Origin of the sequence: Stenotrophomonas rhizophila, from assembly GCF_001704155.1 — a bacterium.
In the GTDB taxonomy this organism is placed as follows: domain Bacteria; phylum Pseudomonadota; class Gammaproteobacteria; order Xanthomonadales; family Xanthomonadaceae; genus Stenotrophomonas; species Stenotrophomonas rhizophila_A.
The window spans coordinates 3930005-3952406 of sequence record NZ_CP016294.1; the positions used below are offsets into that span (position 1 = coordinate 3930005).

At 66.0% G+C, this 22402-nt stretch carries 15 protein-coding genes; 9 read left to right on the forward strand and 6 right to left on the reverse strand.

Annotated features, from left to right (window positions below; translation table 11 throughout):
- Positions 1-35: 35 nt before the first annotated feature.
- The 5 genes from BAY15_RS19410 to BAY15_RS17500 all read right to left on the reverse strand — a co-directional run bounded on the left by BAY15_RS19410 (position 36) and on the right by BAY15_RS17500 (position 4840).
- The gene (locus BAY15_RS19410) at positions 36-491 is read right to left on the reverse strand and encodes a hypothetical protein (RefSeq protein WP_083214226.1); all 456 of its coding nucleotides are present in this window, start codon (positions 489-491) and stop codon (positions 36-38) included.
- Positions 492-510: 19 nt separating this feature from the next.
- Positions 511-1356, reverse strand: coding sequence for a sel1 repeat family protein (locus tag BAY15_RS19305; protein WP_157771779.1), 846 nt, complete (start codon positions 1354-1356; stop codon positions 511-513).
- A 251-nt stretch (positions 1357-1607) separates the two neighbouring features.
- Positions 1608-3833 carry an NADP-dependent isocitrate dehydrogenase gene (locus BAY15_RS17490; protein WP_068854258.1) on the reverse strand — a complete coding sequence of 742 codons (2226 nt, stop codon included), beginning with the start codon at positions 3831-3833 and terminating at the stop codon, positions 1608-1610.
- A 166-nt stretch (positions 3834-3999) separates the two neighbouring features.
- Positions 4000-4497, reverse strand: a complete 498-nt coding sequence (locus BAY15_RS17495; RefSeq protein ID WP_068854259.1) for a hypothetical protein — start codon at positions 4495-4497, stop codon at positions 4000-4002.
- Positions 4498-4543: 46 nt separating this feature from the next.
- Positions 4544-4840: a LysM peptidoglycan-binding domain-containing protein gene (locus tag BAY15_RS17500; protein ID WP_068854260.1), complete on the reverse strand. Its 297-nt coding sequence runs from the start codon at positions 4838-4840 to the stop codon at positions 4544-4546.
- Between the two features lie 144 nt (positions 4841-4984).
- Here BAY15_RS17500 and queF point away from each other — a divergent pair, with 144 nt between their 5' ends.
- Positions 4985-5803, forward strand: a complete 819-nt coding sequence (gene queF / locus BAY15_RS17505) for an NADPH-dependent 7-cyano-7-deazaguanine reductase QueF (RefSeq protein ID WP_068854261.1) — start codon at positions 4985-4987, stop codon at positions 5801-5803.
- A 24-nt stretch (positions 5804-5827) separates the two neighbouring features.
- Here the strand turns inward: queF and BAY15_RS17510 are convergent, their stop codons facing one another.
- Positions 5828-7144 (reverse strand): M20 family metallopeptidase, encoded by a 1317-nt coding sequence (locus BAY15_RS17510; RefSeq protein ID WP_068854262.1) that lies wholly within the window; start codon positions 7142-7144, stop codon positions 5828-5830.
- A 241-nt stretch (positions 7145-7385) separates the two neighbouring features.
- On the opposite strand from BAY15_RS17510, the gene BAY15_RS17515 reads away from it, so the two are divergent.
- From BAY15_RS17515 to BAY15_RS17550, 8 genes are all read left to right on the forward strand, one after another.
- Entirely contained in the window at positions 7386-8630 is a 1245-nt protein-coding gene (locus BAY15_RS17515) for an efflux RND transporter periplasmic adaptor subunit (protein WP_068854263.1), read from the forward strand.
- Positions 8631-8716: 86 nt separating this feature from the next.
- A complete protein-coding gene (locus tag BAY15_RS17520; protein WP_068854264.1) occupies positions 8717-11947 on the forward strand; it encodes an efflux RND transporter permease subunit in 3231 nt (1076 codons plus the stop codon).
- Positions 11944-15066, forward strand: coding sequence for an efflux RND transporter permease subunit (locus tag BAY15_RS17525; protein WP_068854265.1), 3123 nt, complete (start codon positions 11944-11946; stop codon positions 15064-15066). The genes BAY15_RS17520 and BAY15_RS17525 overlap by 4 nt, the downstream gene beginning before the upstream one ends.
- A gap of 221 nt (positions 15067-15287) precedes the next feature.
- A complete protein-coding gene (locus tag BAY15_RS17530; RefSeq protein ID WP_068854839.1) occupies positions 15288-17345 on the forward strand; it encodes a TonB-dependent siderophore receptor in 2058 nt (685 codons plus the stop codon).
- Between the two features lie 133 nt (positions 17346-17478).
- Positions 17479-19656, forward strand: a complete 2178-nt coding sequence (gene yccS, locus BAY15_RS17535) for a YccS family putative transporter (protein WP_068854266.1) — start codon at positions 17479-17481, stop codon at positions 19654-19656.
- Between the two features lie 29 nt (positions 19657-19685).
- Positions 19686-21575 (forward strand): MFS transporter, encoded by a 1890-nt coding sequence (locus BAY15_RS17540; RefSeq protein ID WP_068854267.1) that lies wholly within the window; start codon positions 19686-19688, stop codon positions 21573-21575.
- Between the two features lie 153 nt (positions 21576-21728).
- The gene (locus tag BAY15_RS17545; protein WP_414715859.1) at positions 21729-22019 is read left to right on the forward strand and encodes a CD225/dispanin family protein; all 291 of its coding nucleotides are present in this window, start codon (positions 21729-21731) and stop codon (positions 22017-22019) included.
- 43 nt (positions 22020-22062) lie between these two features.
- Positions 22063-22341, forward strand: a complete 279-nt coding sequence (locus BAY15_RS17550) for a CD225/dispanin family protein (protein WP_068854269.1) — start codon at positions 22063-22065, stop codon at positions 22339-22341.
- The last annotated feature ends 61 nt before the right edge of the window (positions 22342-22402 follow it).

Below are 22402 nucleotides of genomic sequence, written 5' to 3' on the forward strand. Positions count from 1 at the left end.
CTATCGAACAAGTGACGCGAAGTCAGTGCGTATAGTCAGTTCTCTTGGTTTGGGGGCCTGACCTGGTCGGGTTCACCAACCGTCACGGTGCCAGATCCACCACCACCACCGCCGCCACCGCCCGACCCGCCACCACCGCCACCTGAACCACCACCCGGGTTCCCATTCCCACTACCGATACCGCCCGGCGGTGGATCGATAGGCATCCTCCTATCAGTTACGTAATGACCATTGAGATTCTGCACGTAGGTTGCACAATGCGTCGCGTTGCAGATCATGTAACTTGTACCCGTTGCATACATCCACATCGGAATCCAGCCGTCGATGATTGCGAGGTTCTTCTCAAGGAACTCCTGCGTTGCGGAATCTATGATTGGCGATCGCACTTCGCAATTGTTGTCGCAGACAATCGGCCCCCTATTGAAGGCATACAACATCGAGCAGGCCAACGCTGCAGTGGTCAGCACGGCGATGACCGCCACGGTCTTCATGACTCTTGGTCCATTGGTGTTAGTGAGTAGCGCAACATTCATCATAGAACTCCTGTGCCTTGACGTTTGATTCCCTGATCTGCGCGGTATTCAATCCATCCCGAAGCCACTGCAGTCGATTTCTTGAGACGATGCCTGGAGCAGCGCGCTCTGCCGCCAGGTAGTAGGCATAGCTGGTGGTGTGGTCCTGCTCCGTCATCACCCCAACCTGGTAGGCGTTGCCGAGTCCCATCAGTGCATCGATGCTCCCGCGACCGGCAGCAGATCCCAAGTACTCCATCGTTTGACGCTTGTACTCGACAACTACGTCGGGATTTTTGAAGATTTCCTGGATACCACCGAGTGCCTGTTCTGGATCGGCCACGAAGACCAGCTGTGCACCTAGATGGCCTTGCTCGGCGCCCAATCGAAGCCAGTCCGATCTCGCTGCCAGATACTCCAGCGGAATGTCTCGACATTCCTCTTCACTTTTCTCATCCAAGGAAGATCGCGCTCCGCCGCTCGGCCCCATCAGGAGCATGCATTGCGATATTTTCAGATAGATTTCGTAGGACGCCTTGCCATCTCCTGCACGCGCACGGGGCTCCAGCCTGCGGATTACAGAAGTTGCATTGCCCTCGGGTGACGAGCCGAAATCCTTTACATTGAAGGCACGGCCACCTAGTTGTGTTTTCACGATCCCGTATCGAGTCTCGGGGTCGGCAGGCGTGTTGTTGTCGACCATTACGCCTGGGTCTTTGTTGGCATCCGTTGATGTTCCGGACAGCCGCTGTCCCTGGCCGCTTGATGGTTCAGCGGGCCCATCCCTGGCGCCACACCCACCAAGAAGCGTTGCCAATGCGATCCCATGAATAAGCTTGACCATCTGTTGGATCTCCATTCCAGATCTGAGCGGCCTGCGCAAGGCGGGCTGAGTTGGTTACGTCGTAGTACGACCTTAAGCGCCGCCTCAGACCGCGAACATCAGAGTGATGCGGCCTTTATCGTCAGGATGTTCCTGTATGGAGCTATGCCGCTCCTCGCAACAGAAGATTGTGTCTCACTGAGAAACCCACAAAAAAACCCGCGCCGAAGCGCGGGTTTCCTGTCGAACACCACCAGGGTGGAATCGAACGCTTAGAGTGCTGCCAGTGCGTCGTTGAACGTGCTGCTCGGGCGCATCGCCTTGCTGGCCTTGGCCACGTCCGGGCGGTAGTAACCGCCGATGTCGACCGGCTTGCCCTGCGCGGCGATCAGCTCACCGACGATGGCCGCTTCATTGTCCGACAGTGCCTTGGCCAGCGGGGCGAAGCGGGCCTTCAGCGCGGCATCGTCGTCCTGCGCGGCCAGGGCCTGGGCCCAGTACAGCGCGATGTAGAAGTGGCTGCCACGGTTGTCGATGCCACCGAGCTTGCGCGAGGGCGACTTGTCGTTGTCCAGGAACTGGCCATTGGCCTGGTCCAGGGTCTTGGCCAGCACCGTCGCACCGGCATTGTCGTAGCGGTTGCCCAGGTGCTCGAGCGAGGCGGCCAGGGCCAGGAATTCACCCAGCGAATCCCAGCGCAGGTAGTCCTCTTCCACGAACTGCTGCACGTGCTTGGGAGCCGAACCACCGGCGCCGGTTTCGAACAGGCCACCACCGGCCATCAGCGGCACGATGGAGAGCATCTTGGCGCTGGTGCCCAGTTCCATGATCGGGAACAGGTCGGTGAGGTAATCGCGCAGCACGTTGCCGGTCACCGAGATGGTGTCTTCACCCTTGCGGATGCGGTCCAGCGAGAACGCGGTCGCTTCCACCGGGGCCAGGATGCGGATGTCCAGGCCGTTGGTATCGTGGTCCTTCAGGTAGGTTTCGACCTTGGCGATCACCTGCGCATCGTGCGCGCGCGAGGCATCCAGCCAGAACACGGCCGGGGTGCTGCTCAGGCGGGCGCGGTTGACGGCCAGCTTGACCCAGTCCTGGATCGGGGCGTCCTTGGTCTGGCACATGCGCCAGATGTCGCCGGTCTGCACGGCGTGTTCGAACACCACGTTGCCGGCATCGTCGGTGACGCGCACGGTGCCGTCGGCCGGAATCTGGAAGGTCTTGTCGTGCGAGCCGTATTCTTCAGCCTTCTGCGCCATCAGGCCGACGTTCGGCACCGAGCCCATGGTGGCCGGGTCGAACGCGCCGTGGGCGATGCAGTCGTCGATCACGGCCTGGTATACACCGGCGTAGCAGCGGTCAGGAATGACAGCCTTGGTGTCCTGCAGCTTGCCATCGGCATTCCACATGCCACCGGAGTCGCGGATCATGGCCGGCATCGAGGCATCGACGATGACGTCGCTGGGCACGTGCAGGTTGGTGATCCCCTTGTCGGAATTGACCATGGCCAGGCCCGGGCGCTTGCCGTATTCGGCAGCCAGATCGGCCTTGATCGCTTCCTGGGTGGCTTCAGGCAGCTGCGGCAGGCGCGCGTACAGGTCGCCGATGCCGTTGTTGGGGTCGAAGCCGGCCTGCTTGAGCACGTCGGCGTGCTTGGCCAGCACGTCCTTGTAGAACTCTTCGACGACCACGCCGAACATGATCGGGTCGGACACCTTCATCATGGTGGCCTTCAGGTGCAGCGAGAACAGGACGCCCTTGGCCTTGGCATCGGCGATCTGCGCCTGCACGAACGCGGCCAGCGCGTTGCGGCTCATCACCGCGGCATCGACGATCTCACCAGCTTTAACGGCGGTCTTTTCCTTCAGCACGACGGTGGTGCCGTCGGCCTGCTGCAGTTCGATCTTCAGGTTGCCGGCGGCGGCCAGGGTGGCCGACTTTTCGCTGCCGTAGAAATCGCCGCCGTCCATGTGCGAGACGTGCGACTTCGATTCGTTGGACCACTTGCCCATGCGGTGCGGGTGCTTGCGGGCGTAGTTCTTGACCGACAGCGGCGCGCGGCGGTCGGAGTTGCCTTCGCGCAGCACCGGGTTCACCGCGCTGCCCTTGACCTTGTCATAGCGCGCCTTGATGTCGCGCGAGACGTCGTCAGTGGGCACGTCCGGGTAGTTGGGCAGGGCATAGCCCTGGTCCTGGAGCTCCTTGATGGCCGCCTTGAGCTGCGGCACCGAGGCGCTGATGTTGGGCAGTTTGATGATGTTGGCGTCCGGGGTGGTCGCCAGCTGGCCCAGTTCGGCCAGGTGGTCGGCTTCCTTCTGGTCGTCCTTCAGGAAATCCGGGAACAGCGCCAGGATGCGGCCGGACAGCGAGATGTCACGGGTTTCGACTGCGATGCCGGCGGTGGCAGTGTAGGCCTCGACGATCGGCAGCAGCGACTGGGTGGCCAGGAACGGGGCTTCATCGGTAAGCGTGTACAGAATCTTGGGCGTGTTCGACATGGGGGACAGTGCTCTCCGGGTAACCCCCGCATTGTCGCGGTTTCAGCCCCGGGGAGCAAAGCGGGGCCATACGCGATGGTATTGGAACGCTGTGTGGCACAAAAAAAAGACGCAGCCTCGCGGCTGCGTCCATCGTGAGCCCGTGCCGGGAGAGAGTCGGCGGGACTTACTTGACCTCAAACTCCTGCGGCGTTCCAGCCGCCTTACCATCTACCGTGACTTCCGCGCGGTACTTGCCCGCCGGCCAGCCATTGGCATTCGTGAAGCTGATGTTGGTGGTCTCATCGCCGGTCGTGTTCAGCACCTGGCTCTGTTCACCCGCCACCTGGCCGTCCTGATAGGTCAGCTTGGCGCCAACGTTGGCGTTGGTGGCCGTGCCTGCGGTGCGGACCGAAATGATGATCACGTCCTTCGGAGCAAACAGTGCTGCCGCCGCGACGGTCTTGTCGGCCGCGGCGGTCTTGCCGACAGTTACGCCGGAAACGTTGACCGGCGCGGCGGCCGTCATCGGCTGCGGTGCGGCGGGTTCGACCGGGGTCGTCGCTACCGGGGCAGCCGGCTGCGCGTTGTTGTCGACGGTTTCTTCCTTCTTCTTGCAGCCGGCCAGCGCAACGGTGGCCAGCAGGGCAGCAAGTACGGCGGTACTGATGGACGTCTTCTTCATGGAATTCCTCCCTGGGAATCAATAATGGACAGCAGGCGGAGCGGGCTTAGTCTTTAGGCGGCAGTTTGAGCGTCTGGCCCGGGAAGATCTTGTCGGGGTCATCCAGGACGTCACGGTTGGCCTCGAAAATCTTCTTCCAGGCGTTGCCATCGCCCAGCTCGTTCTTGGCAATCTTCGACAGCGAGTCACCGCTCTTTACGGTGTAGGTGCTACCCCCCACCTTTTCGGCGGTGGTATCCACCGAAGCGGTCACGCCGGAGAAATCTGCCTTTTCCACCTTCTGCGCAGTGGTATCCACGCTGGAGGTGACGCCGGAGAAATCGGCCTTCTTGTCGGTACTCATCCACACGCTCCCGTCTTGAATAGAACGACCTGGATCGCACGGTGTCACAGGCCTTGTTAATGGGGCATGGCGCAGGCGTGAAGACGCTGGACGTATTTCTGAACGGGGCGCTGGAGGGGCCGCCGGCCACGCTAAAATGGCGCCATGAATACCCCCCAGGACTCCAGCCTCGGTCGCGAGGTTGCTTACCCCTCCCAGTACGACCCCGCCCTGCTCTTCCCGATCCCGCGCCGCGCCGCGCGCGAGGAGCTCGGCGTGGACGAGGCCAACCTGCCGTTCGTCGGCCATGACCGCTGGCAGGCCTATGAGCTGAGCTGGCTGGACCGGCGCGGCAAGCCACGCGTCGCCGTGGCCACCATCAGCGTGCCATGCACCTCGCCGAACCTGATCGAATCCAAGTCGTTCAAGCTCTACCTCAACTCGCTCAACAGCACGCGCTTTGACGATGACGAGCAGGCCCGCCAGCGCATTGCCGGTGACCTGTCGGCCTGCGCCGGGGCGGTAGTGAACGTGGTGTTCGGGGTGCCGCTGCTGGTGGAAGCGGCCGAAGGCGAATCATTGGATGAGCTGGATGTGGCGATCGAGCGCTACGGCCCGCCGGCGCCGGAGTACCTGTCGGCCAATGCCGGCCAGGTGGTGACCGAGACGCTCAGTTCGGCGCTGCTCAAGTCCAACTGCCCGGTCACCGGCCAGCCGGACTGGGCCAGCGTGAGCGTGCGCTACCGCGGCCCGCGCATCGACCGCGAAGGCCTGCTGCGCTACCTGGTGAGCTACCGCGAGCATGCCGAATTCCACGAGCAGTGCGTGGAGCGCATCTTCAACGAGCTCACCCTGCGCTGCCAGCCGGAGTGGCTGGAAGTGGAGGCGCGCTACACCCGCCGCGGCGGGTTGGACATCAACCCGTGGCGGGCCAGCGCCGGCATCGAGCAGCCGGCGCGGACCGTGCGGGACCTGCGCCAGTAGCGCACGACCGTTGGTCGTGCGACCTCAGCCCGGCGTCGGGCTGTTGAGGAAGTCCAGGCTCACCTGCAACAACGCCCGCAGGCCTACATCCAGTGCTTTCTCATCGAGCAGGAACTTCGGGGAGTGGTTGGCCGGGGCCTTGGCCGGGTCAATCCCTTCGCTGGTGGAGCCGACGAAGAAGAACATGCCCGGCACCTGCTGGGCATACAGCGAGAAGTCTTCGGCGCCCATCTGCAGCGGAGGCTCGTAGACGTTGGCTTCGCCGACCACGGCCTGCAGGCTGGGCAGCATGCGCGCGGTCAGGGCCGGGTCGTTGACCGTGGCCGGGTTGCCCTCGGCTTCGAAGATTTCCGTTTCCGCCTTGGCGCCATGCGCGGCGGCGGTGTGCTCGGCCACGTTGCGCAGGTCGGCGAAGATCTGCTGGCGCATGCCTTCGTCGAAGGTGCGGATGGTGCCCACCATCTCCACTTCGTCGGGAATGATGTTGTAGCGGATGCCGCCCTTGATCGCGCCGAAGGACACCACCGCCGGCTGCTTGGAGATGTTGGAGCGGCGGCTGACGATGGTCTGCGCGGTGCCGACCAGGTCGGCGGTGGCCACGATCGGATCGACCCCGTTCCACGGTGCCGAGCCATGGGTCTGGCGGCCGATCACCTTGATCCCGAAGCGGTCCGAGGCCGCCATCAGCGGGCCACCGCGGACGGCGATCTGCCCGGCCTGGACGCTGGAGAACACGTGCAGGCCGAACACGGCATCCGGCTTGAAGTCGGCAAACAGGCCTTCCTTGAGCATCAACGCGGCACCGCCCTCTTCCGGCGGCGGCGCGCCTTCTTCGGAAGGCTGGAAGATCAGCATCACTTCGCCGGGCAGGTTCTCGCGCATCTTCACCAGCGCGTCGGCCACGCCGAGCAGGGTGGCGGTGTGGGCGTCATGCCCGCAGGCGTGCATCACGCCCACCGGTTCGCCGCGATAGGTGCTGGTGGCCTTGGAGGCAAACGGCAGGCCGGTCTGTTCGGTCACCGGCAGCGCGTCCATGTCCGCGCGCAGGGCGATGCGCGGGCCGGGCTTGCCGCCTTTGATGATGGCCACCACGCCGTGATGGGCGATGCCGGTCCTGGGCTTCAGGCCCATCGCACGCAGCTGTTCGGCCACCTTGGCCGAGGTGCGCTCTTCGCGGTTGGACAGCTCCGGGTGCTGGTGGAAGTCGCGGCGCCACTGCACTACCTGGGCCTGCAGACGAGCGGCGGCGGCGGTGACTTCCGGGCGTTCTGCAGGGGCGGTGGCGGCCAGCGCGGGCGAGGCGAGCAGCAGGGCGGACAGCAGCAGCGACAGACGGGGCATTCGGGTCTCCGACGGGGTTCCAGGGGCTTGAACCTGAATGTAGGGCATCGGGGTGGTTTTCGCTGTAACTTTCGGCGCCCGGGAACGTTGTCCGGGAAAGCAACCGTCGTCGGTTGAACCTTGTCGGCGCTTGCGGGTCTGACCGCCCGTCCCATTTGTCATGCATTAAAGGACACGGGTGGCGGGTATGCTTTGCCACTGCCAACCGGGCCCCGCCCTTCGCCAGCCTCAGGAGTTTTGAATGTCGCGTTTCTGGAAGATCGTGCTGCTGGTGATCGCAGTGCTGGTGGTGGGGCTGGTCGGCATGCACCTGCTCAACGGTGGCAAGGGCAAGGATGCCAAGCCAGGGGCGCAGGCCGAGGCCGGCAAGGACGGCGAACGCGATACCGGCCCGGTGCCGGTGACGGTGATCGACGCGGCCCGCCAGGATGTGCCGGTCTACGCCAGCGCGCTGGGCACGGTGAGCGCGATGAACACCGTGACCGTAAGCCCGCAGGTGGGCGGCCAGCTGATCAGCCTGAACTTCAAGGAAGGCCAGGAAGTGAAGCAGGGCGACCTGCTGGCGCAGATCGATCCGCGCACGCTGCAGGCCAGCTATGACGAAGCGGCAGCGGCCAAGAAGCAGAACCAGGCCCAGCTGGCCACGGCGCGCTCGAACTACCAGCGCTCCAATTCGCCCGAATACCGCCAGTACGTCGCCAAGACCGACCTGGACACCCAGCGCAACCAGGTGGCCCAGTACGAAAGCGCGGTGGCGGCCAATGAGGCCAGCATGCGCGCGGCCCAGGTGCAGCTGCAGTACACCCGCGTGACCGCGCCCATCTCCGGCATTGCCGGCATCCGTGCGGTGGATGCAGGCAATGTGGTCAGCGCCGGTACCGCGCTGGTCACCCTGACCCAGATCCACCCGATCCACGTGGTGTTCAACCTGCCCGAACGCCAGCTGCCGGACGTTCGCCAGGCCCAGCAGGCCGGCCCGGTGACCATCGCCGCGCTGGACCGCAACGACTCGCACGTACTCACCGATGGCGGAACGCTGGACGTGGTGGACAACCAGATCAGCAGCGACAGCGGCACCTTCCGCGCGCGCGCCCTGTTCGATAATCAAGACAACACCCTGTGGCCGGGCCAGTTCGTCAACGTGCGCATGCAGCTGCGCACCATTGCCGGCGGCGTGGTCATCCCCACTCAGGCCGTCATGCGCGGGCCCGATGGCGAGTACGTCTATATCGTCAAGCCGGACAACACGGTGGCCATGCAGACCGTGAAGAGCGGCGTGGAAGTGGGCGACAGCAACATCCAGATCACCGAAGGCCTGAAGGGCGGTGAGCGCGTGGTCAGCGAAGGCCAGTTCCGGCTCAAGCCGGGCAGCAAGGTCACCGCGCTGAAGCCGGGCGAGACGCCGGCCGCGCCGACCGAGGCCGAACTCAAGGCCGCCGCGCAGAAACAGGGCCCGGGTGGGCGTCGTGGCGGCGGCCCGCGCTGACCGCGCACGCCGTGTCCCCAACGCCGGCCAGGTGGCCGGCGTTCGCCTCCCGCATCGCCGTCTGACGTAACAGCAAGGATCCGCCCGTGGGCTTTTCGACGATCTTCATCCGCCGCCCCATCGCCACCTCGCTGCTGATGGCGGGCCTGCTGCTGCTCGGCATCCTCGGCTACCGCCAGCTGCCGGTCTCGGCGCTGCCGGAAATCGATGCGCCCAGCCTGGTGGTCACCACCCAGTACCCGGGTGCGAACGCCACCACCATGGCCTCGCTGGTGACCACGCCACTGGAGCGTCAATTCGGGCAGATCTCCGGGCTGGAGCTGATGACCTCCGATTCGTCGGCCGGCCTGTCCACCATCATCCTGCAGTTTTCGATGGACCGCGACATCGACATCGCCGCACAGGACGTGCAGGCCGCGATCCGCCAGGCCACCCTGCCGTCATCGCTGCCGTACCAGCCGGTCTACAACCGGGTGAACCCGGCCGACGCGGCGATCATCACCCTCAAGCTCACCTCCGACACGCGGCCGCTGCGCGATGTGAACAACTACGCCGACTCGATCCTGGCCCAGCGCCTGTCGCAGGTGCAGGGCGTGGGCCTGGTGTCGATCGCCGGCAACGTGCGCCCGGCCGTGCGGATCCAGGTCAACCCGGCGCAGCTGTCCAACATGGGCCTGACCCTGGAAGACCTGCGCAGCGCGCTGACCCAGGCCAACGTCAATGCGCCCAAGGGCTCGCTCAACGGCAAGACCCAGTCCTACAGCATCGGCACCAACGATCAGCTGACCAGCGCGGCGGAGTACCGCGAGACCATCATCAGCTACAAGAACGGCGCGCCGGTGCGGTTGGCGGACGTGGCCGAGGTGGTCGACGGCGTGGAGAACGACCAGCTCGCCGCCTGGGCCGATGGCAAGCCGGCGGTACTGCTGGAAATCCGCCGCCAGCCCGGTGCCAACATCGTGCAGACGGTGGAGCGCATCCGCGCATTGATGCCGCAGCTGCAGAACGTGCTGCCGGCCGACGTGCACCTGGAAGTGTTCTCTGACCGTACCGAGACCATCCGCGCCTCCGTGCATGAAGTGCAGTTCACCCTGATCCTGACCATCGGCCTGGTGGTGGCGGTGATCTTCGTGTTCCTGCGCCGCCTGTGGGCCACGATCATTCCCTCGGTGGCGGTGCCGCTGTCGCTGGCGGGCACGTTCGGGGTGATGGCCTTTGCCGGCATGTCGCTGGACAACCTGTCGCTGATGGCGCTGGTGGTGGCCACCGGCTTCGTGGTCGACGATGCGATCGTGATGATCGAGAACATCGTGCGCTATATCGAACAGGGCAAGAGCGGACCGGAAGCGGCCGAGATCGGCGCGCGCCAGATCGGCTTCACCGTGCTCTCGCTCACCGTGTCGCTGGTGGCGGTGTTCCTGCCGCTGCTGCTGATGCCTGGCGTCACCGGCCGCCTGTTCCACGAGTTCGCGTGGGTGCTGAGCATCGCGGTGGTGCTGTCGATGCTGATCTCGCTGACGCTCACCCCGATGATGTGCGCCTACCTGCTCAAGCCCGACGCGCTGCCCGAGGGCGAGGATGCGCACGAGCGTGCGCATGCGGCCGGCAAGCAGACCGTGTGGAGCCGCACCGTCGGCCTGTACGAACGCAGCCTGGACTGGGTGCTGGACCACCAGCGCATGACCCTGGCGGTGGCCGCCGGCGCGCTGGTGTTGACCGTGGTGCTGTACATCGTCATTCCCAAGGGCCTGCTGCCCGAGCAGGACACCGGGCTGATCACCGGCGTGGTCCAGGCCGACCAGAACATCGCGTTCCCGCAGATGGAGCAGCGCACCAAGGCGGTGGCCGAAGCGCTGCGCAGGGACCCGGCGGTGACCGGCGTGGCCGCCTTCATCGGCGCCGGCAGCATGAACCCCACGCTCAACCAGGGCCAGCTGTCGATCGTGCTGAAGGAGCGCGGCGACCGCGACGGGCTGGAAGACATCCTGCCGCGCCTGCAGCAGGCCGTGGCCGGCATCCCCGGCGTGGCGCTGTACCTCAAGCCGGTGCAGGACGTGACCCTGGATACCCGCGTGGCCGCGACCGAGTACCAGTACTCGCTGTCGGACGTGGACAGCGCGCAGGTTGCGCTGCAGGCCACCCGCCTGACCGAGGCGCTGCGCCAGCGTCCGGAACTGGCGGATGTGGACAACAACCTGTCCAACCAGGGCCGCGCGCTGGAGCTGAACATCGACCGCGACAAGGCCAGCGTGCTGGGCGTGCCGATGCAGACCATCGACGACACGCTGTACGACGCCTTCGGCCAGCGCCAGATCTCGACCATCTTCACCGAGCTCAACCAGTACCGCGTGGTGCTGGAAGTGGCGCCGGAGTTCCGCACCAGCACCGCCCTGATGAACCAGCTGGCGGTGGCCTCCAACGGCGCCGGCGCGCTGACCGGCAGCAATGCCACCAACTTCGGCCAGGTCACCTCGTCCAACTCCTCCACCGCCACCGGTATCGGCGCGCAGAACACCGGCATTCCGGTAGGTGCGGGCAACATCATTCCGCTGGCGGCGCTGGCCGAAGGCAAGGTCACCAGTACCCCGCTGGTGGTCAGCCACCAGCAGCAGCTGCCGGCGGTGACGGTCTCGTTCAACATCGCCCCGGGCTATTCGCTGTCCGATGCGGTCAAGGCGATCGAAGAGACCCGCGCCAGCCTCGACATGCCGGCGCAGGTGCACGCGCAGTTCATCGGCAAGGCCGCCGAGTTCACCGGCAGCCAGACCGACGTGGTGTGGCTGCTGCTGGCCTCGCTGGTGGTGATCTACATCGTGCTGGGCGTGCTGTACGAGAGCTACATCCACCCGATCACGATCATTTCCACCCTGCCGCCGGCCGGCGTGGGCGCGCTGCTGGCACTGATGGTGTGTGGGCTGAGCCTGTCGGTGGATGGCATTGTCGGCATCGTGCTGCTGATCGGCATCGTCAAGAAGAACGGCATCATGATGGTGGACTTCGCCATCGAGGCGCGCCGCGCCGGAGCCAACGCGCACGAAGCGATCCGCCGCGCCTGCCTGCTGCGCTTCCGCCCGATCATGATGACCACCGCCGCGGCCATGCTGGGCGCGTTGCCGCTGGCGCTGGGCACCGGCATCGGTTCGGAGCTGCGCCGCCCGCTGGGCATCGCCATCGTCGGCGGCCTGCTGATCTCGCAGCTGGTCACGCTGTACACCACGCCGGTGATCTACCTGTACATGGAGCGCTACTCCGAATGGCTGCGCCAGCGCCGTGAACAGCGCGCGCTGCGCAACGCCACCTCACAGGACCGCGCGTGAACATCTCCGGCCCGTTCATCCGCCGCCCGATCGGCACCGCGCTGCTGGCCATCGGCCTGTTCGTGGTCGGGTTGATGTGCTACCTGAAGCTGGGGGTGTCGGCACTGCCGAACATCCAGATCCCGGTGATTTTCGTGCACGCCAGCCAGTCCGGCGCGGACGCCACCACGATGGCCTCCACGGTCACCGCGCCGCTGGAGCGCCACCTGGGCCAGCTGCCCGGCGTGGACCAGATGCGCTCGTCCAGCTCCGAAGGCAGCTCGCTGGTCTTCATGATCTTCCAGAGCGGGGTCGACATCGATTCGGCCGCGCTGGACGTGCAGACCGCGATCAACTCGGCCCAGGCCGACCTGCCCTCCGGGCTGGGTTCGCCGATGTTCCAGAAGGCCAACCCGAACGACGATCCGGTCATCGCCATCGCGTTGACCTCGCAGACGCAGTCGGCCGATGAGCTGTACAACGTGGCCGATTCGCTGCTGGCCCAGCGCATCCGCCAGATCAGCGGGGTGTCGTCGGTGGACATCGCCGGCGCCTCCACCCCGGCGGTGCGGGTGGACGTCAACCTGCGCCTGCTCAATGCGCTCAACCTCACCCCGGACGACCTGCGCAATGCGGTGCGCGCCGCCAATGTGACCTCGCCCACCGGCTTCCTGACCGATGGCAACACCACAACGGCGATCATCGCCAACGATTCAGTGGCGCGCGCGGCCGACTTCGCCAACCTGGTGATCAAGACCCAGGATGATGGCCGGGTGATCCGCCTGAAGGACGTGGCCAACGTCTACGACGGCCAGCAGGACGCCTACCAGGCCGCGTGGTTCGACCACAAACCGGCGGTGGTGATGTATGTGTTCACCCGCGCCGGGGCCAACATCGTGGAGACGGTGGACCGGGTCAAGGCGCAGATCCCGATGCTGCGCGACTACCTGCAGCCGGGCACCACGCTCACCCCGTACTTCGACCGCACCCCGACCATCCGCTCGTCGCTGCACGAAGTGCAGATCACCCTGCTGATCAGCCTGGCGATGGTGATCCTGACCATGGCGCTGTTCCTGCGCCGGCTGGCGCCGACCCTGATCGCGGCGATCACCGTGCCGCTGTCGCTGGCGGGTGCGGCGCTGGTGATGTACGTGTTCGGCTTCACCCTGAACAACCTGAGCCTGCTGGCGCTGGTGATCGCGATCGGCTTCGTGGTCGATGACGCGATCGTGGTGATCGAAAACATCATGCGCCACCTCGACGAAGGCATGCCGCGCATGCAGGCGGCCTTGACCGGCGCCCGCGAGATCGGCTTCACCATCGTCTCCATCACCGCCTCGCTGGTGGCGGTGTTCATTCCGCTGCTGTTTGCCAGCGGCATGGTCGGTGCGTTCTTCCGCGAGTTCACCGTGACCCTGGTGGCCGCCATCGTGGTCTCGATGATCGTCTCGCTCACGCTCACCCCGGCGCTGTGCAGCCGCTTCCTCAGCGCCCACACGGAGCCGGACAAGCCCTCGCGGATCGGCCGCTTCCTGGATGCCACCCACGACCGCATGCTGCGCGTGTACACCGTCTGCCTGGACTTCTCGCTGCGCCACGCGCTGCTGCTGTCGCTGACCCCGATCCTGCTGATCGTGGCCACGGTGATGCTGGCGGGCGCGGTCAAGAAGGGCTCGTTCCCGCCGCAGGACACCGGCCTGATCTGGGGCCGCGCCAACTCCAGCGCGACGGTGTCCTTCGAAGACATGGTCAACCGCCAGCGCCGCATCACCGATATGCTGATGGCCGACCCGGCGGTGAAAACCGTGGGCGTGCGCCTGGGCAGCGGCCGCCAGGGGTCCAGCGCGCAGTTCAACATCGAGCTGAAGACCCGCAAGGAAGGCCGCCGCGAAACCACCGCGCAGGCGCTGGCCCGGCTGAGCGCCAAGGCCGACCGCTACCCCGACCTGGAGCTGCGCCTGCGCGCGATCCAGGATCTTCCCAGCGATGGCGGCGGCGGCAACAGCCAGGGCGCGCAGTACCGCGTGTCGCTGCAGGGCAACGACCTGGCCCAGCTGCAGGAATGGCTGCCCAAGGTGCAGGCCGCACTGAAGAAGAACCCCATGCTGCGCGACGTCGGCACCGACGTGGACACCGCCGGGCTGCGCCAGAACATCGAGATCGACCGGGCCAAGGCCGCGCGCCTGGGCGTGTCGGTCGGCGCGATCGATGGCGCGCTGTATGGCGCGTTCGGCCAGCGGCAGATTTCTACGATCTACTCGGACATCAACCAGTACAGCGTGGTGGTCAACGCGCTGCCGGAGCAGACCGCCACCCCGCGCGCGCTGGATGAGATCCACGTGCGTGCCGGCAACGGCGAGATGATCCCGATCACCGCCGTGGCGCGCCAGGTCCCCGGGCTGGCCCCGCCGCAGATCACCCACCAGAACCAGTACACCACGATGGACCTGAGCTACAACCTGGCCCCGGGCGTGAGCACCGGCGAAGGCGAGGCGATCATCAAGGCCACCGTGGACGGGCTGCGCCTGCCCGGCGACATCCGCATCAGCGATGGCGGCGGCTTCAACGTGCAGCTCAACCCCAATTCGATGCTGATCCTGGTGCTGGCCGCCATCATCACCGTGTACCTGGTGCTGGGCATGCTGTACGAAAGCCTGGTGCACCCGGTGACGATCCTGTCCACGCTGCCGGCGGCGGGCGTGGGCGCGCTGCTGGCGCTGTTCGTGACCAATACCGAGCTGTCGGTGATCTCGATGATTGCGCTGGTGCTGCTGATCGGCATCGTCAAGAAGAACGCGATCATGATGATCGACTTCGCCGTGGTGGCCCAGCGTGAGCACGGCAAGAGCCCGCTGGAAGCGGTGCGCGAGGCCAGCATCGTGCGCTTCCGCCCGATCATGATGACCACCATGGTGGCGATCCTGGCGGCGGTGCCGCTGGCGATCGGCCTGGGCGAAGGGTCCGAGCTGCGTCGCCCGCTGGGCATTGCGATGATCGGCGGGCTGCTGTTCTCGCAGAGCCTGACCCTGCTGAGCACCCCGGCGCTGTATGTGATCTTCTCGTGCCTGCAGCAGCACTGGCGCGGCTGGCGCGCGCGCCGGCGCGAGAAGGCGATGATCAAGCGCGCTGCACGCGCGTAACGCGGCGCACGACCAACGGTCGTGCGCTACCGCGTTCATGACGATCATTTGACGCGCGGCACTCAAAAGAGAACAATTCGCACCAGCCACGGTCCTGCCGCGCCTCGCGCACCGCGCTGACTCCGCCTTTGCGGGCAGTGCCCCGACTCAGCCACGCCCTCTTCTTCCGCTTTCAACTGATCGCGGACGGTGTGCTGCTGTCCGCAGAGCACCCCCACTCGATGCCTGCTTCCGTATTTCCGCGCCACGCCCTGCGCCCGGCCCTGCTTGCCCTGTCGCTGTCGCTGGCCTGCGCGGCACACGCGCAGTCCCGCTCGGCCACCGAGCTGGACGCGGTGAAAGTCACCGCCGAACGCACCCACACCGAGACCGGCGCCCTGGGCGACCGCCCGGTACGCGATACCCCGTTCGCGATCTCCGTCATCGGCCGCGAGGACATCGAGAAGCGCCAGGTGGTCTCGCTGGGCGAGGCGTTCCTGACCGACCCGTCGGTGGTCACCCAGGTCAGCGCCTACGCCAGTGGCTGGAGCTCGCCGATCCGCAACCGCGGCATCGACCTGAGCTATGACAGCTACCGCGTCAACGGCCTGCAGGTCTCCTCGTGGGGCACGGAGTGGCCGCTGGAAGTGATGGAACAGGTGGAGCTGCTCAAGGGCCCGGGTGGCTTCATGTACGGCTTCGGCCAGCCCGGCGGCATCATCAACTACGTCACGAAGAAGCCCACCGATGCCCCCACCTTCTCCGCGCAGCTCGGCTGGCGCGAACAGGGCATCGTCAGCGGCCAGGTCGATGTCGGCGGCCGCGTCGGCAACGAAGACATGTTCGGCTACCGCTTCAACGCCTACCAGGAGAAGGGCGAAACCTTCAACGGTGGCGAAGTGAACCGCAAGGTCGGTGCGCTGTCGCTGGATGCACGCCTGGGCGATGCGCTCACCTGGACCTTCGATGGCGTGTTCCAGGAGCGCGATCTCAGCGAGGAATCGCCGCAGTACTACTTCATCGGCCTGACCGAACTGCCGCGCCCGATCGCCGGCGATGTCAACAACGCCATTCCGGGCACCTTCTACGACACCCGCTCCAGCCTGCTCTCCACTGCCCTGGACTGGCAGATCAACGACGACTGGAAGGCCAGCCTGAGCTATGGCTACACCTCGTCGTGGAACGACGTGAACAAGATCTTCGCCTACATCGACGACGTCAATGGCGACTACGACGTCAACGTCTACGAGCTCGGCGGCAAGAGCGAGTGGAAGCTGGCCCAGGCCATCGTGCAGGGCCGCTTCCAGACCGGCCCGCTGTCGCACCAGCTCGTCGCCGGCGTCTCGCACCAGACCGGGCTGGGCTGGGACCGCCCCTACGAATGGAACACCATCGGCCGTGGCAACCTCTACCAGCGCCCCACCCTGCGCCATGACGCCGTCGGTTCGCAGGAGCTCACCCGCGGCAGCGAAACCGTACAGCAGGCGGTGTTCGTCAGCGATACGGTGGATTTCGGCCACGGCTGGTCGGTGCTGGCCGGTGCGCGCTACAACGACTTCGAGACCAAGGGTGCCTACCACACCTACCCGGTCACCCCGACCTACGCGGTGATGTTCAAGCCGGCCGATGCAGTCACGCTCTACACCAGCTACGTCGAATCGCTGGAAGCGGGCAGCCGGGTGGGCAGCGACTACATCAACGCCGGCGACGTGCTCGACCCGACCATCAGCAAGCAGTTCGAGATCGGCGCCAAGATCGAGTACCCACGCTGGAACGCCAACGCGGCTGCGTTCCGACTGGAGCGCGGTGCCAACATCGACCGCCTGACCAGCGGCGGCAAACTGCTGGTGCAGGACGGCATCACCCTGTACGAGGGCGTGGAAGTGAGCGGCGACGTCCGCCTGACCGACGCCTTCACCCTCGGCGGCGGCGTGACCTGGCTGGACCCGACCTACGACAAGCTCTCGCCCGACAGCAGCACCCAGGAAGGCAACCGCACCGCCGGCGCAGCGCACTGGAACGGCGTGGTGCACGCCGACTACAGCGTGCCGCAGGTGGAAGGCCTGGGCCTGTACGCGCTGGCCCGCTACTACGGCGACGTGTACTACGACGCCGACAACACCCTCAAGCTGCCCGACTACACCCTGGTCAACGCCGGCGTCGGCTACCGCATGCAGGCCAACGGCCACCCGGTCACCTGGCGCGCCAGCGTCGAAAACCTCACCAACAGGAAGTACTGGTCCAACGCCGGCATCGGCCTGCCGCGCACGTTCGCGGTCAGCGTCAGGTTTGATCTGTAAGCGAAGGGCGTAGCAGCCCGTCATTTCATTCGTTGCGAGCGGTGAGGCCGGCGGGGGTGGGTACCTACCAACCGGCTATGTCGGCTTCACCGCGATGACGCAATAATGAGGTGCCACCGCCCGACGAGTCCGCATGTCCGCCCGAGAATCCCGCCTGAGTCGCCTGTGGGCGCATGAGAAGGCCAGCTACGGGCTGCGGGTGTTCATTGCGTTGTCCGTGGCCATGGGCGTGTGCTGGCACCTGGACCAGCTGCCTGCGCTGCCCGGCGTATTCCTCGGCATCATCGCCAGCGCCATTGCCGAAACCGATGACAACTGGTGGGGCCGCACCAAATCCGTCGCCCTCTCCCTGCTGTGCTTCGTGGTGGCCGCCGCCGCCGTGGTCGAGCTGTTCGCCTGGCCGTGGCTGTTCATTGCGGCCCTGGCCCTGTCCACCTTCAGCCTGACCCTGCTCGGCGCGCTTGGCGAACGCTATGCCTCCATCGCCCAGGCCACGGTCACCCTGGCCATCTACACCATGATCGGCCTCGAACAGCACGGCGCGGACGACCGCGCCCAGGCCATCAGCGCCGTCAGCCACCTGCTGGCCGGCGCCCTCTGGTACGGCCTGCTGTCCATCCTGTGGACCGCCCTGTTCGCCAACCGCCCCGTGCGCGAACGCCTCGCCCGCCTCTACCTTGAACTCGGCCGCTATCTTCAGCTCAAGGCCGACCTGTTCGAACCGGTGCGCGATGCCGACGTGCAGAAGCGCCAGCTGGCCCTGGCCGAACAGAACCGCCGCGTCGTTGAAGCGCTCAACATCGCCAAGACCGCCATCCTGGCCCGGTTTGGCCGCTCCGGCCGCCCGGGCGTGCAATCCGGCCTGTACCTGCGCCTGTACTACATGGCCCAGGACTTCCACGAACGCGCCAGTTCCTCGCACTACCCCTATGGCGCGCTCACCGACGCCTTCTTCCACAGCGACGTGCTCTACCGCTGCCAGCGCCTGCTCGCCCTGCAGGGCGAAGCGTGTGCCAACCTGGGCACCGCCATCCGCATGCGCCGGCCGTTCCAGTACGGCGACCGGACCCGCCAGGCCACCGCCGACCTCACCGATTCCCTCGCCTGGCTGCGCGCCCAGCACAACCCCCAGTGGCAGCGCCTGCTCTCCTCGCTGGAACTGCTTGGCCACAACCTGCAGAGCATCGAACGCCGCCTGTCCGAAGCGGCCAAGTCCGAATCCACCCTGGACAACGTCGACACCCGCCTGCGCGACACCAACCCGCATACCCTGCGCGAAATGGGCGTGCGCATCCGCCAGCAGCTCACTCCCGGCTCGCTGCTGTTCCGCCACGGCCTGCGCATGGCGCTGGCGCTGATCGTGGGCTTTGCCGCCATCCGCCTGTTCAATGCCCAGAACGGCTCCTGGGTGCTGCTCACCATCGTGTTCGTGTGCCGCCCCAACTTCGGCGCCACCCGCCAGCGGCTGGCCCAGCGCATCGCCGGCACCCTGATCGGGCTGGTGCTCACCTGGGCGCTGATGCAGCTGTTCCAGGACCTGCGCATCGAATTGTTGATCGCCCTGCTTTCCGCGCTGCTGTTCTTCTTTACCCGCAGCGACCGCTACCTGGTCGCCTCGGCCGCGATCACCGTGATGGCACTGACCTGCTTCAACCTCATCGGCGATGGCTTCCTGCTGATCTGGCCGCGGCTGGTCGATACCCTGCTGGGCTGCGCGATCGCCGCCGCCGCCGCGTTCCTGATCCTGCCCGACTGGCAGGGCCGCCGCCTCGACCTGGTCATGGCGCGCGTGCTTGAACGCTGCGCCGGCTACCTGCAGGCGGTGCTGGGCCAGTATGGCAGCGGCATGCAGGACGACCTGGCCTACCGCATCGCCCGCCGCGACATGCACAACGCAGACGTCGCCCTGTCCACCGCGCTGTCCAACATGCTGCGCGAACCGGGCCACGTGCGCGGCAACCTGGACGCCGGCTTCCGCTTCCTGGCGCTGTCCAACACCCTGCTCGGCCACCTGTCCGCGCTCGGCGCCCACCGCGCGCAGCTGGACAGCTATGCGCAGGACCCCCTGGCCCGTTCCAGCGGCGAACGCGTGCAGCAGGCCATGCAGCAGATCGCCGGCGCGCTGGAACGGCGCGAACCAGTGGACGAGGCCGCCAACGAGGGCGACCGGGCCCTGGCCGAGCAGCTGGAGCAGCTCAATGATGAGATGCCGCCGAAGCTGCAGCTGATCCGCACCCAGATCGGCCTGATGCTGCGCCTGCTGCCCAAGCTGCGCGCCGCCGCGAACGAAATAGGGACCGGGACCGCGTGATAGGCTGCGCCGGTTCGCAAGGAGATTCCATGTCCGGCCACAGTCAGTTCGCCCTGCTCCGCCAGCGCCGCTTCCTGCCCTTCTTCATCGTGCAGTCGCTGGGGGCGTTCAACGACAACGTATACCGCCAGGCCATCATCGGCCTGCTGTTCTACCTCGGCGTGAGCCAGGCCGAGCAGTCGCTGTACACCACGCTGGCGCCGGCCATCTTCATCCTGCCCTACTTCCTGTTCTCCGCCCTGGCCGGGCAGATCGCCGAGAAGCTGGAGAAATCGCGGCTGATCGTGATCACCACCACGATGGAGATCGGGATCATGACCCTGGCCGCGGTCGGCTTCCTCACCCAGAGCATGCCGATCCTGCTCGTTGCCCTGTTCTGTACCGGCCTGCAGTCCACGCTGTTCGGCCCGGTGAAGTACTCGGTGCTGCCCTCGGTGCTCAAGCCCGAAGAGCTCACCGGCGGCAACGGCCTGGTCGAAATGGGCACCTCCATGTCGATCCTGACCGGCATGATCAGCGGCGGCATCATCTTCACCCTGGCCGGCAGTTTCGGCCCGATCGTGGCGGCAACGGCAGTGATCGCGCTGGCCATTGCCGGCAACATCACCGCGCGCATGATCCCCAGGGTCGATGCCGGCGCGCCCGACCTGAAGATCAACTGGAACCCCATCCCGGAATCGCTGGCGGTGCTGCGCCTGGCCAAGAAGCAGAAGGCCGTGGCTAATGCCATCCTGGGCGTGTCGTGGTTCTGGTTCGTGGGCACCATGCTCACCTCGCAGCTGCCCACCTACGCGGTGGTCAACCTGGGCGGCGAACCGACCCTGTACATCTTCGCGCTGGCGCTGTTTTCGATCGGCACCGGCGTGGGCTCGCTGCTGTGCGAAAAACTGTCCGGCCGCACCGTGGAAATCGGCCTGGTGCCGTTGGGCGCCTTCGGCATGACCGCCTTCATGCTGGACCTGTACTTCGCGCGCGCCGGCACCGCCACCACGGCGGGCCTGGGCGTGGCCGCCTTCGTGGCCGCGCCGGGCAGCATTCGCATCATCGTCGACCTGGTGGGCATCGGCCTGTTCACCGGCTTCTTCGTGGTGCCGTTGTTCGCGCTGATCCAGAGCCGCACGCCGAAATCGGAAATGTCGCGCGTGTTCGCCGCGCTCAACATCCAGAATTCCGGCTTCATCGTCGCCGCGGCGATGATTGCGCTGGCCACGCAGAAATTCCTGCACTGGACGATCCCGCAGCTGTTCCTCGCGCTGGCGATCGCCAATGCGGTGGTGGCGATCTACATCTTCACCATCGTGCCCGAATTCCTGATGCGGTTCCTCAGCTGGGTGATGGTGCGCTTCCTGTACCGCCTGCGCCCGCATGGCATTGAAGCCAACGTGCCGGATGAAGGCGCCGCGCTGATCGTCTGCAACCATGTCAGCTACATGGACGCGCTGATCCTGTCGGCAACGATCCCGCGCCCGGTGCGCTTCGTCATGTATTACAAGATCTTCAACATCCCGGTGATGCGCTGGATCTTCCGCACCGCCAAGGCCATTCCGATTGCCGGCGCGCGCGAGAACCCGGCGCTGATGCAGGCCGCGTTCGATGAAGTGGACAAGGCGCTGGCCGAAGGTGAGCTGGTCTGCATCTTCCCCGAAGGTGCGCTTACCCGCGATGGCGAAATGGCCGCCTTCAAATCCGGCGTGGAGAAAATCCTCGAGCGCCGGCCGGTGCCGGTGGTGCCGATGGCGTTGCGCGGCATGTGGACCAGCATGTGGAGCCGCCGCGATACGCGCCTGGGGCGCATGCGGGTGCCGCGCCGCCTGCGCGCCCACGTCGAGGTCATGGCCGGCCCGCCGGTCGACGGCGCAGCGGCCACCGCCGAGGGGCTGGAAGCGCAGGTCAGAACACTGCGCGGCGATCAAGGCTGAAAGCGACCAGATCAGGGTATTCCGCAAAGAAATCCAATGCGGCGCTCATGTAAACGCATACATCGGCGGGAACATCGGGTAGATTACCGCCCATAGGGGGTGTCGCTTGGCGTTGGGAGATGCCAAGGGACAACCAATGGAATGGAGTCGTACTTGAATCATCTGCCGCCACCGACCCCGTCGGGCGTTGTCGTCCCCAACCATCTGGTCTGGGCGATCCTGACAACGTTGTTCTGCTGCCTGCCGTTGGGCGTGGTGTCGATCGTGTACGCGGCCCAGGTCGATGGCCGCCGCGCGGCCGGCGACCTGGCCGGTGCCTACGACGCATCGCGCAAGGCCGGTGGATGGGCATTGGCATCGGCGCTGGCCCTGCCGGTACTGCTGCTGTTGTGGTTTGGCCTGTTTGGCGGCATGGCCGCGCTGGGCGCTCTTTCCGACCTGTGAAACACCCTTCGTTCAACCCACCCAAGAAAATGGAGCTTCACTGATGAACGCCACTGCCCCGCAAGTCCCCAACCACCTGGTCTGGGCCATCCTGACCACCCTGTTCTGCTGCCTGCCGGCCGGCATCGTCTCGATCGTGTATGCCGCCCAGGTCAATGGCAAGCTGGCCTCGGGTGACATCGCCGGCGCGCAGGAATCGTCGAACAACGCCAAGAAGTGGGCCATGTGGTCGGCCATCATCGGCGTCGTGGCCATCGTGCTCTACATCATCCTGGTGGTGGTGATGGGCGTCGGCGGCGCAATGAGCGGCGGCAACTACTGATCGCCCCCTGGACGGCCCGGTCCGGCGCCCGCGCAGGGTGCCCGGCTCGGGCCGTTCTGCC